General features: G+C 44.6%; 15 protein-coding genes. 10 read left to right on the top strand and 5 right to left on the bottom strand.

The window, feature by feature from the left end; translation table 11 throughout:
- Window positions 1-346 precede the first annotated feature (346 nt).
- The 10 genes from ACFWMP_RS17340 (at window position 347) to ACFWMP_RS17295 (ending at window position 9,702) form a co-directional block, all read left to right on the top strand.
- Window positions 347-889: a hypothetical protein gene (locus tag ACFWMP_RS17340; RefSeq protein ID WP_042190109.1), complete on the top strand. Its 543-nt coding sequence runs from the start codon at window positions 347-349 to the stop codon at window positions 887-889.
- Window positions 882-2,384 (top strand): AAA family ATPase, encoded by a 1,503-nt coding sequence (locus tag ACFWMP_RS17335; protein WP_042190108.1) that lies wholly within the window; start codon window positions 882-884, stop codon window positions 2,382-2,384. The genes ACFWMP_RS17340 and ACFWMP_RS17335 overlap by 8 nt, the downstream gene beginning before the upstream one ends.
- Window positions 2,385-2,517: 133 nt before the next feature.
- Window positions 2,518-3,390, top strand: a complete 873-nt coding sequence (locus ACFWMP_RS17330) for a 3-hydroxyacyl-CoA dehydrogenase family protein (RefSeq protein WP_042129488.1) — start codon at window positions 2,518-2,520, stop codon at window positions 3,388-3,390.
- Window positions 3,387-4,595, top strand: coding sequence for an acetate/propionate family kinase (locus ACFWMP_RS17325; RefSeq protein WP_042190106.1), 1,209 nt, complete (start codon window positions 3,387-3,389; stop codon window positions 4,593-4,595). The genes ACFWMP_RS17330 and ACFWMP_RS17325 overlap by 4 nt, the downstream gene beginning before the upstream one ends.
- A gap of 21 nt (window positions 4,596-4,616) precedes the next feature.
- Window positions 4,617-5,915, top strand: a complete 1,299-nt coding sequence (asnS, locus tag ACFWMP_RS17320; protein WP_036676308.1) for an asparagine--tRNA ligase — start codon at window positions 4,617-4,619, stop codon at window positions 5,913-5,915.
- Window positions 5,916-5,941: 26 nt separating this feature from the next.
- Window positions 5,942-6,694 (top strand): DnaD domain-containing protein, encoded by a 753-nt coding sequence (locus tag ACFWMP_RS17315; RefSeq protein ID WP_060622747.1) that lies wholly within the window; start codon window positions 5,942-5,944, stop codon window positions 6,692-6,694.
- Window positions 6,695-6,827: 133 nt separating this feature from the next.
- Window positions 6,828-7,376, top strand: a complete 549-nt coding sequence (locus ACFWMP_RS17310; RefSeq protein ID WP_081382890.1) for a sigma-70 family RNA polymerase sigma factor — start codon at window positions 6,828-6,830, stop codon at window positions 7,374-7,376.
- Window positions 7,373-7,858 (top strand): hypothetical protein, encoded by a 486-nt coding sequence (locus ACFWMP_RS17305; protein WP_339242668.1) that lies wholly within the window; start codon window positions 7,373-7,375, stop codon window positions 7,856-7,858. The genes ACFWMP_RS17310 and ACFWMP_RS17305 overlap by 4 nt, the downstream gene beginning before the upstream one ends.
- A gap of 18 nt (window positions 7,859-7,876) precedes the next feature.
- Window positions 7,877-8,980, top strand: coding sequence for a hypothetical protein (locus tag ACFWMP_RS17300; protein WP_379424358.1), 1,104 nt, complete (start codon window positions 7,877-7,879; stop codon window positions 8,978-8,980).
- Entirely contained in the window at window positions 8,977-9,702 is a 726-nt protein-coding gene (locus tag ACFWMP_RS17295; protein WP_379424357.1) for a hypothetical protein, read from the top strand. Before ACFWMP_RS17300 ends, ACFWMP_RS17295 begins: the two co-directional genes overlap by 4 nt.
- 67 nt (window positions 9,703-9,769) lie before the next feature.
- Here ACFWMP_RS17295 and proC read toward each other — a convergent pair whose 3' ends face one another.
- The 5 genes from proC to ACFWMP_RS17270 form a co-directional block, all read right to left on the bottom strand.
- A complete protein-coding gene (gene proC / locus ACFWMP_RS17290) occupies window positions 9,770-10,639 on the bottom strand; it encodes a pyrroline-5-carboxylate reductase (protein ID WP_042190097.1) in 870 nt (289 codons plus the stop codon).
- A gap of 50 nt (window positions 10,640-10,689) precedes the next feature.
- Window positions 10,690-11,937 (bottom strand): glutamate-5-semialdehyde dehydrogenase, encoded by a 1,248-nt coding sequence (locus ACFWMP_RS17285; protein WP_379424356.1) that lies wholly within the window; start codon window positions 11,935-11,937, stop codon window positions 10,690-10,692.
- A gap of 35 nt (window positions 11,938-11,972) precedes the next feature.
- Entirely contained in the window at window positions 11,973-13,076 is a 1,104-nt protein-coding gene (proB, locus tag ACFWMP_RS17280) for a glutamate 5-kinase (RefSeq protein ID WP_042190091.1), read from the bottom strand.
- Between the two features lie 535 nt (window positions 13,077-13,611).
- On the bottom strand, window positions 13,612-14,523 hold the full coding sequence (locus ACFWMP_RS17275; RefSeq protein ID WP_042190089.1) for a LysR family transcriptional regulator: 912 nt from the start codon (window positions 14,521-14,523) through the stop codon (window positions 13,612-13,614).
- A 189-nt stretch (window positions 14,524-14,712) separates the two neighbouring features.
- Window positions 14,713-16,062 (bottom strand): FAD-binding oxidoreductase, encoded by a 1,350-nt coding sequence (locus tag ACFWMP_RS17270; protein WP_042190087.1) that lies wholly within the window; start codon window positions 16,060-16,062, stop codon window positions 14,713-14,715.
- Window positions 16,063-16,117 lie beyond the last annotated feature (55 nt).

Raw genomic sequence — 16,117 nt, 5'->3', positions numbered from 1 at the left:
TGACATATTATTTGATATACTATTAGTACACGAACTGTGATATACTATAAGAGTGGATTTATATATTGGGATTTAAAGATTCATACGAAAAAAGGTCTGTTATTTTAAGAGTAACAGCCCTTTTTTTGTCGAATTAAATCAATAAATTAAATAAAATGGAAAGAATTAAAAAATAAAATTTTAAATATCTTCACACTTTTTTTCAATATAGTATATACACCTGTGATATACTACTGTTTGTAATTAGAACAGTGTTAGTAGAACGTCAGGCTCTGGTGAGCTCTTAGCAGCTATGACTTTGGATCATTCTGTTTACATTTTTTCATCTTTGAGAGGAGGACGTTTCTTGAAATTACGTCTTGTACCTGTACTGATAACGTCTCTACTGTCGGCTATGCTATTATTCGGAGGATTCTTTTTATATCGTCAGTTTGCTTTACAGGAACCGCTCCAAAAGATTGTAACCGGATTTGAGGGAGTAAATACTTCACATATTAGTATTAACCGCGATGAGGTCACTTTGAAACTTGATTTGCAGCCGGGCACGAATTTACGTGATCTAGTATCGTATGTATCCAAAGAAGGAAAATCAGTGATTGAAGGACGTAAACTTAAACTCGATGTGGAGCAAAATTCAAGTGAACTATTGGATGATTACTGGGATAAAGCGATGTTCTCTGTAGCTGAAGCCATGGAGAGCCGTAAATATACGATTATACCTACAGAACTTGATAGATTGAAACAGCAAAATACGGAATTTAAAGATGTGATAGCATCTACTGATATCGACGACAACAATGTGTACGTAAGCTTGAGTAATGGAAAAGAAAGCAAATTTATTATTTTGCCGCGAAAACCTGCGACCTTGGGGGTATGGAATAATGCCTAAGTACCTTAAAGAAATTTTACTCGGATTTATTCCTGTACTGTTTATTTTCATGGCTTTTTTAGGTATTAATATATTCCCGATTGTTATAGCAGCTGGGATGCTCACTGCACTACTTATAATTGCTCATTTGCGTGGTGGGCTTACAGTGAACGCTGGTGCTGGAAAGAAACGCAAGAAGGAAGGACCTTCAAAGCTCACTTTTGAAGAAATAGGTGGGCAAGATAATGCGAAGCAAGAGCTTCGTGAGGCACTTGATTTTTTGATCCGGCATGAGGAGATCAGTAAATTTGGGATTCGCCCTTTGAAAGGGATTCTACTCACTGGCCCTCCAGGAACAGGTAAGACCCTTATGGCCAGAGCAGCTGCGCATTATACAAACTCTGTATTCGTGGCTGCATCAGGCAGTGAATTTGTAGAAATGTATGTAGGTGTCGGGGCCGGCCGGATCCGCGATTTGTTCAAGGATGCTCGTAACCGTGCTGTTAAGGAAAATAAACAGAGTGCCATTATTTTTATTGATGAAATTGACGTAATTGGCGGTAAACGTGAAGGCGGACAGCAGCGTGAATATGATCAGACCTTAAATCAGCTGTTGACTGAGATGGATGGTATTTATAATAACGAAACACCGCGTATTCTACTGGTAGCTGCAACAAACCGGAAAGAAATGCTTGATTCGGCATTGCTACGTCCTGGACGCTTCGACCGTCATATTCAAGTGGACATGCCTGACAAAAAGGGCCGCAAATCGATTCTGGAATTGCATGCGAAGAATAAACCTCTTCATCCAGATGTGAGTCTCGACAAAATTGCTGAAGAAGCCTATGGCTTTTCCGGTGCTCAGCTTGAAAGTGTCATGAATGAGGCTGCGATTTATATGATGCGTGAGGACTTGACGAAAGTTGAGCAGCGGCATCTGTCGATGGCGATTGACAAGGTAATGATGGGTGAAAAAACGGATAGAGAAACAAATCACGAAGAGAAAAAGAGAGTCGCCATTCATGAATTGGGACATGCCATCATGGCAGAGCTCCTTCGTCCCGGAAGCGTTAGTCAGGTTACGCTGACTCCGCGTGGGCAAGCCCTTGGTTATGTGCGACATAATCCTCAGCAAGAGCAGTATTTGTACACCAAAGATTATCTCGAAGATCAGATTATGATTGCACTTGGTGGAGCAGCTGCTGAAGAAATGTATTATGGTGGACGAAGCACAGGTTCACGCGGTGATTTCGATCAGGCGCTGAATATTGTGGAAACGATGATGAAGTCAGGTTTAACTTCGCTGGGTATTGCTAAGCTGGAAATGGTTACCACTGAAGAGCTTATGAAGGAAAATAGTAAGATATTGGATGAGCTGATGACGCGCACTCGTGAGCACCTTGAAAAGCAACGAAATGTATTTGATTACTCTCTTGACATTTTAATGAAGGAAGAAGTACTCTCTGGAGAGCAATTTCGATGTCAATTTCGTGACAGCGTCCTTTTACCAGCATAAATATTTATGCTGGTTATTTTTTTTTACTTTTCAGGCATGCTAAGATATCATTATATGTCGGGCTTTATAAATTTTTGCGACAGACAAGGTACAATACAAAAGTATAGATACCTGAAAGGATGGAGACTTTTTTATGAATTTCAAAAAAATAGGTGTCATCGGCGGTGGCACAATGGGACAAGGTATTGCTGAAATGTTAGCAGCCAAAGGCCTGGATGTATTACTAGTGGAGAAAACCGCGGAGAAACTGGACTACTCTTACGAAATGATCGAGACAAGTCTAGATAAGCAACTGGAGAAATGGGCGATCACTCAAGCTGAGAAGAAGCTGATTCTTAGCCGCATTCAAAAAGTGACACATTTCGCGGAGCTCAGCTCTTGTGACATGGTTATCGAAACCATTGTTGAGGATTTGGAAGAAAAGAAAAAGATTTTGAATCAATTGGATCAAGTATGCCCGAACCACATTATTCTTGCCAGCAATACATCAACACTTAGCTTGACTGAACTTGCAAGTTCTACGATGTATCCGGAACGCGTGATCGGAATGCATTTCATATATCCTGTAGCTAAAGTGGATCTTGTAGAAATCGTACGTGGTCTGAAAACTTCAGATGCTACTTTTGAAGATACAAAATCCTTTGTTGATGAGATTGTTGAGAAAAAAGGTGTAATGATTTATGAATCCCCAGGATTTGTAACATCACGCCTCATTTGCTTGTTTATCAATGAAGCTATGCATGTGCTACAAGAAGGCGTTGCCTCCGCACAGGATATTGACGATGCTATGCGTATTGGTTATCAATTCCAATATGGACCGCTTGAAATGGCTGACAGATTTGGCCTGGATTCGGTACTTGCGGCACTCGAAAATATGTTCCGTGAATACGGAGAGCTGAAATACCGTCCTTCTACAATTCTTAAGAAGATGGTACGTGCAGGACAACTGGGTATGAAATCAGGAGAAGGCTTCTTCAAGTACGACAAGGATGGTGACCGTGTATGAATATTTTAGTTATTAACTCAGGTAGTTCTTCTTTGAAATATCAGCTGTATAACATGACCGATGAATCGGTTTTGGCTAAGGGTTTGGTTGAACGTATTGGGATGGATTCCTCCATTCTGAATCATAAACCTACTGGCAAAGCGGAAGTGACAGAAGTAAGCGAAATTCTGGAACATAATACTGCGATCCGCAAAGTCCTTGCTTGTCTTACAGACAAAGAGCATGGTGTAATTGAATCTATTAAAGAAATTGATGCTGTAGGTCACCGCGTAGTGCATGGTGGAGAGTTCTTTAAATCCTCAGCACTTGTGGATGCTGACGCAAAAACGAAAATTCGTCAATTGTTTGACCTTGCACCACTGCATAACCCAGCAGCAATGATGGGGATTACGGCTTCTGAAGTAAATATGCCAGGTGTACCGCAGGTTGTTGTCTTCGATACTGCATTCCACCAAACCATGCCTGAAAAAGCTTATATGTACGCTATTCCTAGAGTATTGTACAATAAATATAAAGTTCGTCGTTATGGCGCACACGGTACATCACACGACTTCGTAAGCAAAGCTGCTGCGGAGTACTTGGAGCGTCCGCTGGAAGATCTGAAGATCATTACATGTCATATCGGTAACGGCGGTAGTGTAACTGCAGTTCAAGGTGGAGTGTCCGTGGATACTTCCATGGGTATGACCCCTCTGGAAGGTTTGATGATGGGTACTCGCAGTGGTGATCTTGACCCAGCAATTGTCCCTTATGTGATGAACAAGGAAGAATTGTCCGTAGGCGAAGTTAACTCCATGTTGAATAAACATAGTGGTCTCTTAGCAATTTCGGGCGTAAGCAGTGACATGCGCGATATTATTGATGGTATGGAAAAAGGTGAGCCTAATTCCACACTAGCTTTTGAAATGTATGAGTACCGCTTGCGCAAGTATATCGGTTCATATACGGCTGCCATGAACGGTGTAGATGCGATCGTATTTACTGCCGGTGTTGGTGAAAATGCTTCATTGCTTCGTGAGAAACTGCTAAATAACCTTACGTTCCTGGGTATTGAGTTGGATGCTGAAGCTAACAAAGTTCGTTCCGGCGATCCACGTCGTATCTCTACGGAAGATTCCAAGGTACAAGTGCTAGTAGTTCCGACAAACGAAGAACTTGTCATTGCACGTGATACACACCGTATTGTGCAAGGAATTAACGGCTAAATTAGAGGAGAGATTGAAGGCATGGCTAACAAGAGTGTAATTAAGAACGTGAATGAACATGTTGGAGAGAGTGTTGTTATCGGTTGTTGGGTAAACAACAAGCGCTCCAGTGGTAAAATTCAGTTCCTGCAGCTTCGCGATGGTACAGGTTATATTCAGGGAGTTGTAGTGAAATCAGAAGTGCCTGAAGAGGTATGGGATGCAGCTAAGAGCCTCACACAGGAAAGCTCTTTGTATGTGACCGGAATTATCCGCGAGGAACCTCGCAGTCAATCTGGTTTTGAAATGACTGTAACTGGAATTGAAGTCCTGCATCTTACAGAGAATTATCCAATTACTCCGAAAGAGCATGGCGTAGATTTCTTGATGGATCACCGTCACCTTTGGCTGCGTGCCTCGAAGCAGCGGGCTGTTCTGGTAATTCGTGCGGAAATTATTCGTGCAATCCAACAGTTCTTCAACGAGAGTGGATTTACAAAGGTGGATCCTCCGATTCTGACGCCAACGTCAGCAGAAGGAACTACTAACTTGTTCCACACGAAGTACTTCGATGAGGACGCCTATCTAACACAAAGCGGACAGTTGTATATGGAAGCTGCGGCAATGGCACTAGGCCGTGTATATTCCTTTGGACCAACTTTCCGTGCAGAGAAATCTAAGACTCGTCGCCACTTAATTGAGTTCTGGATGATCGAGCCAGAAATGGCCTTTACAGATCACGAAGAAAGCTTGAAGGTTCAGGAAGAGTTTATTAGCTTCGTAGTGCAATCTGTATTGAAGAATTGCCGTGCGGAGTTGGAAGCGGTAGGTCGCGATATTTCCAAGCTGGAGAATATCAAAGCACCATTCCCGCGCATTACTTATGACGATGCGATCAAGTTCTTGAACGATAAAGGCTTTGAAGATATTGCTTGGGGTGATGATTTCGGTGCACCTCATGAAACAGCAATCGCAGAAGCATACGATAAACCTGTATTTATTACTCATTATCCTGCTTCTTTCAAAGCGTTCTATATGAAGCCAGATCCAAACCGTCCGGAAGTCGTACTGTGTGCGGATATGATCGCTCCAGAAGGCTACGGAGAGATTATTGGTGGTTCACAGCGGATCGATGATCCTGCGCTCCTTGAAGAGCGTTACAAAGAGCATAATCTTTCGATGGACTCTTACAAATGGTACATGGATCTGCGTACTTACGGATCTGTACCTCACTCTGGTTTTGGACTTGGACTTGAGCGTACTGTAGCTTGGATCTGTGGCCTTGACCATGTACGTGAGACTATTCCATTCCCACGTACACTGTACCGTCTCTACCCATAAGTTCTTATATTTGAAGGGGGACGTTCATGGACGGCAAAGGATGGAGTACCTGGGGCGAAGGCGTCTCCTTCGGTCTGGAGAACGGAATGGCCGTCATACCTTACGCATTACTGAAGTATTACCGGAAGCTGAATTTAAGCGGAAGTGAAGCTATGCTGCTGATACATCTGCTTTCTTTCAGGCAGGTGGAAGGGATTGACTTCCCTTCTCTTGAGGAGCTTCAGGTTGTAACTGGCCGTAGCATATCTGTACTAGCAGGAGAGTTGCAGAAGCTTATGAAGGAAGGTTTTATTAGCATCGATGGAGACAACGATGAGCTAAGAGACATCCATTATGAACGCTACAATTTCTCAGGGTTATACGGAAAGCTTGGTGCTTATCTAGCGACAGTTGTACAAGAGCATGAGCAAGATAAGCACGTAGGTGGCTATGCAACGTCGGCACCGCGGGCTGCTTCTGGGGGTGGATTCGGCGGAAAGCCCCCCTCATCTCCTTCTCAACTTGGGGCTGAAGAGGAAAGCCGAAATCTGTTCAGTATTTTCGAAAAGGAATTCGGACGTCCGCTATCTCCAATGGAGTGTGAGACGATATCCAGTTGGGTGGATCAAGACCGGTATCCCGAGGAGCTGATTCTGTTAGCGCTGAAGGAATCTGTTTTTGCAGGAAAGGTTCATTTCCGCTATATTGATCGAATATTGCTGGAATGGGCCCGCAACCGGGTCAAGAACGCTCAGGATGTTAAGAACTATACACAAAAATTCCGCAATGGCGGAAGATAGATAGTTTAGGAGAGAACCGCACTGCTTTAGCCCATCGCTAAAGTCAGTGCGGTTCTTTTTAATATTTTTATAAAAAAATGCAGGGGTAGTTGTTATCGGGCGCGTCTATTGCTGTGGGAAGGAGGGGAGAGTCATTGAAGAAGAGGTATTAATCCAGCGGATTTGCCAAGGTAACGAGGATGCGTTCCGTCAATTTGTAAATACATATAGTCAGCAAATTTACAAAATTACTTATTCTGTATTACGCGATGTCAAAATGGCTGAAGATGCTGCTCAGGAAGCTTTTTTACAAATGTACAAATCTCTCCCTGACTACCGTTATCAAGGCTTAAAGTCATGGATTACACGGATCGCCTTAAATAAGGCAATTGATGCGAAACGTAAACGTGATCGACTTAGGGAACTTCCTGTTGACTATGAGCTTGTACTGAGCCAGACCGCTTCCAACGAAGAGGATGTGTTGTCAGGTGTTATACGCCGTGATCGGATGGATCGGCTGCTCGGTGAAATCAATAGCCTGCCTGAAACTCATCGTGAAATTATGGTGGCTTATTATCTGGAACATAAAAAATATGATCAGATTGCTGCAGAGCAGGGAATTTCCCTGAAGACGGTAGAGTCCAGATTGTATAGGGCGAGACAATGGATCCGAAATCATTGGAAGGAGGACGAATGGCTATGATGAAGCGTGGAGACGATCTAATCCAACGGGAACAAGCAAAAGCTTATATTGAAGGTCACATGGACGAGGCGACCAGAGAAGATTGGGAACAGTTGCTGCTGGAAGATACGGAAAGTTTTACTTCATACATGGAAATGTTGGATGAGCTACAGGAGGATCTGCCTTCATTGGAGAATTCGTCTATTTTTACAGAGAGGGTTATGGCAGATTGGGCTAGTATGACGGAATCGTCAGCAGCATTGGAACAAGTGACGGTTGAAGAAGGGGTACGGCGATATCGCTGGTATGAAAAGACAATCTTTCATTATGCGGTTGCCGCGTCACTTACGCTGTTGATAATGACATCTGGTATGTTTGATAAGCTGCACACAGGTCAAATGGAGCTTATGATCCCTAAAAAAGATAATTCCCCATCATTTAGCGAGCAAGTCATACAGGCAACTAGCGGATGGTTGGATCAGCTAATGGGCAGCAGAAAGTGATGAGAGGAGAAATGAAATATGCAACAGCAGCGTAGTAAATTAAAAGCTTTTTTTCTTAATTTGATTCCTGGAGCAGGTCATTATTATATGGGAAAACGCCCACAGGGAATTGTTTATCTTCTGTTAAGCTTTGGCATCTTATTTATGTCATTCTTAATAGCTGTGGCTGAAGGTGCCGAGGATATTCTATTAATGGGTGTGATAGGGTTCCTACTTATTGGGACGGTTTCGATGGTGCATCTGGTGGTTAAAATGCTCCAGATGCCTGCTCCGGCAATGACTCCAGATGGATCGAATTTTGATTTTTCTTCAATGCCCGTTAAGACAGACGATAATGAGCGTGTACATGTAATTTTATTATCGTTCATTCCAGGATTGGGTCATTTTCATATGGGGTTGATGCAGCGAGGATTGTCTTTCCTCATTTCTTTCTTCGGTTTTATGACCGTGATGTTATTCCTGGCAGGGATTACGTCAAGTGATGTTTTCCTTCTCCTGTTTGGCGTATTACCAGTGATTTGGTTATATTGTATGTTTGATGCGGTTCAGTTAATCCATCGTAAGCAAGCTGGAGGAGAAATGGTAGATCGTACTTTATTCGAAGAGATGGAGGCTGGTCGTGAGGAAGGGCGCCGTAGCAAAGTTTTGGCAACACTGCTTTCTGCTTTTCCGGGTGCCGGACAAATGTATCTAGGGCTGCAAAAAAGAGGATTACAGCTCATGCTGCTATTTCTAGGGAGTATTTATGTCATGGACCTACTGCGTTTAACGCTGCTATTCTTCCTCATTCCAGTCATTTGGTTTTACAGTTTGTTCGATGGCTTACAGCTTGTCAGCCGACATGGACGTGAACCTTTACAGGATAAGCCAGTCATAGAAGGATTTTTAAATCATCAAGGATGGCTTGGAGCTGCTCTGATGTGTCTAGGACTGTATTACATTGTAGTTAATGTCGCAGTTCCTGCGCTTGATATCAGATTTCCTGGATGGCGTTTAGAGTATATAGTCAATGAATATTTCAGGACCTTTATCGTATCTGTGCTGTTGATTGGCGGTGGTTTGAAGCTGATGGCGGGAAGCAAGAACAATAAAGGGAGAAAAGGGACAGGTGGTCATTCTTGAATAATCCGACAGAATTACAGCAAGGAGTTATTGTTTCAAGTGAGCGTCCGGTTGCTGAAGATAAATCAAGACGCTGGCGTGTTGGAACGTTGTCGATGGGATTGAGCCTTTTATTTCTGGGAGCACTAATCATGGTCTCGCAGTGGAGGGGCGCCGAAGTGTTTGAGACGACGCTTGCTTGGTGGCCGATCATTTTTATACTATTAGGCTTAGAAATTGTGATATACACTTTATGGTTTCGTGGAAAAGGAAAAATGTATTATGATGTGCTAAGCGTTCTGTTCGTAGGGTTTATAGCTGTATGTTGTTTGGTTTTTGCAGCATTTAGTTCTTTAGGATTAACACAGGAATTTCGCCGTACCGTTTCAGCTGTGCAAGAAAGTTACGCATTGCCAGATTGGAAGGGAGCCGTTCCAGAGGGCGTTAGTACCATCATTATCCAAGCTGCAGAGCCTTATGGGATTAAAGTAGATCAAACGGGTGGAAACGAGCTGAATGTATTCGGGAGTTATTCTTCAAATAAAGGAAAGCTACAAGAAGCACAAGAACAACAGCTGCTTCAAACTAAGCATGTTGGGAATACGCTATACATCATTTTAGGGGAAACTCCTAGAGATCTGCTATTCGATAATTCTAGGAACACGCTGGACGTGACTGTTGGGGCTCCGGCTAATGTTAAAGTGATTGTTCGAGATACTTATGGAAATGTTGTAACGGGCTAATCATGGCCTTAAATTGAAAAAAAAATCGCTTCCTGACCAATGTGGTATGGGAAGCGATCTTTTTATTTTACGAATGCAGCTCTTTCTCAAGCGCAGCGCCCATTTCACGGGAACGTTCGGCACAGCGATTTACTGCCGCGATGACAGTTTCGAAAAATTCTCCCTGCTCGAGTACTTCTATCGCTGCTTGTGTAGAGCCATTCGGGGATGTGACCTTTTTACGAAGTGCAGCTGGATCCTCGCCCGTCTGTTGTACCATTCTAGCAGCGCCAAGAACCGTTTGAACGGTTAACTCCGTGCTTTGATCAAGCGGCAGTCCGCCCCGTATACCGGCAGCGATCATTGCCTCCATCATATAATAAATATAGGCAGGCCCACTGCCGGAGATACCCGTTAAGGTCTCCATGCGTTCTTCATCAATGACTGTTGTTAGTCCGACAGCTTCAAAGATGTTGAGTGCTAGGCGTCGTCCTTTCTCATCTACTTCTTTGGAAAAGGCTATGCCAGTGGCACCAAGACCTATGGAACTAGAAGTATTCGGCATAGTACGGACGATGGGTTGCTCTTTGCCAAGCAGACCTTGCATCGTTCGAATGGACAGCCCAGCAATTACAGAGACTATGATCTGATCAGGTGAGAGAAGTGGGCTGAGTCCCCGAAGTGCTTCTGCAGCGTCTTTTGGTTTCATAGCCAACACGATTACTGGTGAGTTCCGTAGGTAATCTGTTTTTTGTTCAGGATCATTTGTACCGATTACACCGTAACGACTTCTTAGTTCTGCCAGACGTTCACTACTGCTACGGTTAAGCATAATAACATTATCGGATTTTACGATACTACGGCTAATCATCCCGCGAACGATGGCTTCTGCCATAGAGCCTGCGCCATAAAATACAATATTATGATTCATAAGTGGAATGGAAGGTTGCTGACACATGGCTCAAAATCCTCCTAAAAGTGGTGTAATTAAAAACGGATGCATGGACACTAACCCCGAATTTGACCTGTTCCATAAATCTTATATTTGGTTGAAGTAAGAGCAGGCAGACCCATCGGTCCACGGGCATGGAGTTTCTGTGTACTAATGCCGATCTCTGCACCAAATCCAAATTCAAAGCCGTCTGTGAAGCGGGTTGAAGCATTGTGGTAAACAGCTGCAGCATCAACCTCCTGTAAGAAGCGTGAAGCGTTATCCGGATCTTCAGTTACGATACATTCCGAGTGCCTCGTGCCATACTGGGCGATATGCTGCATAGCTTCGTCTAAATCGCTGACGATTTTGATATTCAAGATATAATCATTATATTCAGTAGCATAGTCCTCTAATGTTGCAGGTAATGCCCATGGGACAAAGGATAATGTTTCCTGGCAGCCACGTAATTCAACGTTAACATCACGGAAAGCTTCGGCCAAAGAAAGCAGATACTCGTTTGCGTAATCCTTATGAACGAGTAGCGTCTCCATGGAATTGCAAACTGAAGGGCGCTGTGCTTTGGCATTCAGACTAATGTTCTGAGCCATTTCTGGCAAAGCGCTTGCGTCGAGATAAGTATGGCAGATGCCTGCACCCGTTTCAATGACGGGCACGGTTGCGTTAAGCACAACATTTTGAATCAGAGAACTTCCTCCGCGAGGGATAATCACGTCAAGTAGTCCGTTGAGCTTAAGCATTTCATCAACGGAGGAACGGTTGGGATCTTCGATCAACTGTAGCGCATTTTTCGGCATTGAAGTATTTGCTAGAGCGTTGTGAAGAACCTCGACAATTTGTCGGTTGGAGGACAGGGCGGAGGAGCCACCTCGCAACACAACAGCGTTACCAGTCTTTAGACACAGACCAGCGGCATCAACAGTTACGTTTGGACGTGCTTCATAGATGATGCCGATGACACCGAGTGGAACACGGAGTTTCTGGATGTTGAGACCATTTGGACGTTCAATAGTTTCTAGCGTGTCACCAATTGGATCAGGTAATACAGCGATTTGTTGAAGTCCTTCTGCGATACTGTTAATTCGGCCTACATCTAACGCTAGTCGATCAAGCATGGACTCGGGAGTACCACTTAAGCGTCCGCGTTCCAGATCTTCCCGGTTGGCAGCAATGATAGCTGGAGCTTCACGGCGCAGCGCATCAGCCATAACTAAGAGTGCTTCATTTTTTTGGCCGGTAGTTAGACTCGCTAATACTCCGGTGGTTTCCTTGGCTAATTTTGCTTTATTGACAACTTCACTCATGACGATTCCTCCTTAAATTTGTATGGGCAAAATTTTTACCTCAATGTAATCCATTCGTCACGGTGAATGACCTCCAGCCGGTGTACTTCTCCCAGCTTCGGTACAATCTGACGGCTGGGTAAACCTTGAATACTGCGCAGCTGAGTGTCATCGTAATTCACAATCCCGCGTCCCAGCAATTTGGAGTCTGGTCCAAGGACTTCTACAACATCCCCAGCGTGAAAGTTACCTTCGATCTGCTTGACGCCGACAGGCAGCAGACTATGACCGCCATGAAGCAGCGCTTCAACGGCGCCTTCGTCAACGTACAGGGAGCCGAGTGGGGTGGACATAAAGCCAAGCCATTGCTTTTTAACAGGTAAAGAAGATAACTTGGTTGCAAAATAAGTACCTCGGCCCGAGCCTGTCGCTGCGAGTTGTAAATCCCCTGGTTCGGTAGCTCTCCCAACAAAGACGGGCACACCGCCTCGTGTAGCGATCTTGGCAGCATCGATTTTTGAACGCATGCCACCTGTCCCCACACTAGAGCCAGCTCCACCAGCAATAGCATAAATCTCCGGCGTAATATCATCAACGAACTGATAGCGAACAGCGTCGGGATGTTTCCGAGGATCTCCACTATATAAGCCATCCATGTCAGTTAAGACGAGCAATCTGGTGGCTTTCAGCAGGTTAGCTACCAGCGCGGACAAAGTGTCGTTATCACCGAATTTTAACTCATCAACGGAGACGGTGTCATTCTCGTTAAATACGGGTACCGCTCCTAGGCGAAGCAGCTCTTCTACCGTCATCATCGCGTTGTTCATAGCTCTGCGACTACAAAAGTCGGTACGGGTTAGTAAGATCTGTGCTGTGGTTATTCCATGCTCGGCAAAAGCTTCCTGATATGCCTGCATGAGCAGTACTTGGCCTACAGCTGCAGCTGCTTGCTTCTCATGCAGCAGCTTCGGACGTGTAGGATAACCGATACTGCGAAAGCCTGCGGCTACAGCACCGGAGGTTACTAATAACACCTCGCAGCCGTTTCTCTTCAATTCGGCAATCTCTGAAGCGAAGAAGGACACGGCTTCGCGATTCAATCCGCCTTCTGTTCCAGTCAGTGAGCTGCTGCCTATTTTGACTACGATTCGTGTCGTCATATCTGTTCACTTCCTCAGTATTTTTATAGATGCTGAAAACGACAAAAAGCCCCCATCCTTAGACTTAGCAAAGGACGAAAGCTTGTAAACTTCCGCGGTACCACCTTCATTGATGAGGGATCATCCGACTTCATTCTCGTAACGGGAGGATCCGTCCTGCTTAGCACAGGCCGCTCGGGGGTAGGATTCGGAACGAAAACCGCGGTAAATTCTTTCAGCCTGTCGGAATTTACTCTCTAGGCGCGGTTAGACTCATTCTTACTGGTCCCGTCTGCACGTTTCACTTATTTTCAATAGAATACCATGGAGATGGTTGCTTTGCAAAGGAAAAACGAAGGAACTATTTCTCGCATTAGAAAGCTTTGATTATTCTGTTTAACCTCTAAGTAAGGGTATAATCTGTTACCAAGAGGTGAATTAAATTGACTAAAGACAACAATCCTGAGCAGGCGCAGAATCAAGATCTAAACGAAAAAGCGGCCAGTTAATGAAAGTGCGGCTCGGTGTCAGATGATCTGAGCAGCCTTCCAAGGGTCTATTCTTCGGTTAATTCAGATACCGTAGATTTAAATGTTTCTACAAAAGCTTTAGCGGCTTTAGATAAATAACGTCCGCGTCGATAGGCTACGACAAGTGTTCGGCTAGGGGCAGGATCAGTGAGCGGTAAGTAGACAGGGACGAATTCACTCCGCGGTGCACGGGCAATAAAATGAGGCACAAGAGTTACACCCATTCCAGTGGCGACCAGTGACTGAACTGTTTCCATGTTATTGCTCTCAAAAACAATTTTTGGTTCGAAGCCAGCGTTTCGGCACAGATCCATAGTCATTTTACGGAAGCCTTGGCCTTCTTTAAGTACGATAAATGGCTCGTCCTTTAGTTCTTGTAAAGAGGTCTTAGTTCCATCTAAGCTACGTTTAGCCAGCGGGTGTTCGGGTGGGACTGCAAGATCGATCCTTTCCTCACCCAGTTCTTCGTAAGCAAGAGCTGGAATTTCGAGTGGCAATGAGAGCAGGCTCAAATCAGTCTGACCACTCGCAGTGAGCTTCTCTAGGTTCATGGAGGAGTCTTCGAGCAGAGTGATTTCTACTTCCGGGTAATTTTGTTTAAAAACCGGAAGTACATGCGGTAGTAAATGTGCACCAGTGATCGGCATACTGCCTACAACGACGCGCCCGGTACGCAATTCAGAAATATCAGACATTTCTTGTCGCAGCAGTTCTACGCCATCAATGATGATTTGGGCTTGCTCTACGAATTTAGATCCAGCATAGGTCAGTTCAACAGAGCTGGTATTTCGCTGGAACAGCATCACACCGAGCTCTTTTTCCAGCTTGGAAAGCTGTTGGCTGAGTGATGGTTGGGCAATGTGCAGCTTGTCCGCTGCACGGGAGAAGTTTTTTTCGGCTGCGATTTGCAGTACATATTGTAGTTGTCTCAGTTCCATGTATAAACTCCTTTGGGAGATTGTTTTTACTTATAAGTATAAACTATGAAACTGAAGTTTTATATAGGTTCACATGTAAGTTCGTGTACGAACGCACTGACCGGCAAATAGGAAGGGGTGGATTACCAGTATTCGCTGGAGTCCTTTATGTTTGCCGGTCTAATTTCGATGCAACGCTATTACGTCTTACTATACTTTGCGGGCTGGAGAGATGCTTTGAGGGTTGTTAAATATATTTCCCGGGTCATATTTAGCTTTGACTCTCCGTAATCTAGGATAGTTCGCTCCATAATATACTGGTCCGGAATTTTTAATTCCCTGGTCTGGAACATTGATGTAGCTCCCCACGATAAATGGCTGCAGCTTCCGGCGTGTATTTCGTACTACGAATATATTTCTGGCAGCTTCCGATTTCTTGATCCATGAGCTATTCCACTCAACATAGAATTTCGCTTTACGCCAGTAAAAGGCTGTAGATTTGGGTGACTTACGGCTCACAGCTCCACCCCAGTTGAGGAAAAAGAAACCTGCGAATTCTCCCTCCACTTTCTCTAAGAATTCACGCATGGACTTAATTGCCTTGTCCGGGAAGGGTTTTCTTACGAAACCGCTGGAGAACTGGTTGCTGACTCTTTGAGTTAGTACTGGATCAGGCGCTAACATAAAACTCACTACTTTTGTATAGGGCAAAGAGCGGATGATTTGATTCGTAGGCGTTCCAACGCTCGTAACGGGCTTTAAGAGGCGGGAAGCCTCTGCCTTTGATCCGAGGAACAGCCCCGTCATAGTGACATTACCGCCTTTTTTCGGACCAATGGATAATTCACTGCCCAGTTTGGTATTAACGCAAGGAGCCCAGAGTTGCCAAGCTTTGAATACCTTCTCGAACTGATCCCAAGGCCAGGTGATACGAAAAACGGTAGCCGAAGCTGGAGCAGGACGTACTTTGAATTTGTAACTGGTGTAAACTCCGAAATTCCCTCCGCCACCTCCGCGGGAAGCCCAGAGGAGATCAGAGTTACTATTCTTATTGGCACGAATAATTTTCCCTTTGGCATCAACCATTTCGAGTTCGATTAGATTATCACTAACAAGGCCCACGGTTCGCTGGAGCGGCCCGATACCCCCGCCTAGGGTGATGCCTCCGATTCCAACCGTAGGGCTATCGCCGAATGGAGCCATATATCCTTGCCCAGCAAGCGTGTGTGCAATTCTCCCCACAGTATTTCCGGTACCCACAACAACAGTTCCTGATTTTTTATTTAGTTTGATTTTCTTCATTTCACTTACATCGATGACGATTCCTCCGGTGACCTGTGAAAGATTAACCTCCAGAGAATGTCTACCGCTTCTTGCACGGATGGGGACTTTATTCTCGTTAGCCCATTTTATGGCGTTCGCTACATCTTGTGTTTTTTGTGCGAAAACAAACACTTTCGGGAATTTGTCAGTATGCGGATCCCAATTTTTACGTGCCGTTTCATACCCTTGATCACCTTTGAAAATAACTCGCCCGGTAAGTCTCGTTCCTGACCTCAATTGTTCCAACTCCTTCTGCGCTAACAAATGCACTGCATTTCAACAACCAGGACCC

It is taken from the genome of Paenibacillus sp. NPDC058367 (genome assembly GCF_042723305.1).
Lineage (GTDB): Bacteria > Bacillota > Bacilli > Paenibacillales > Paenibacillaceae > Paenibacillus_AQ.
This window is presented reverse-complemented; position numbering and strand designations above follow the sequence as displayed.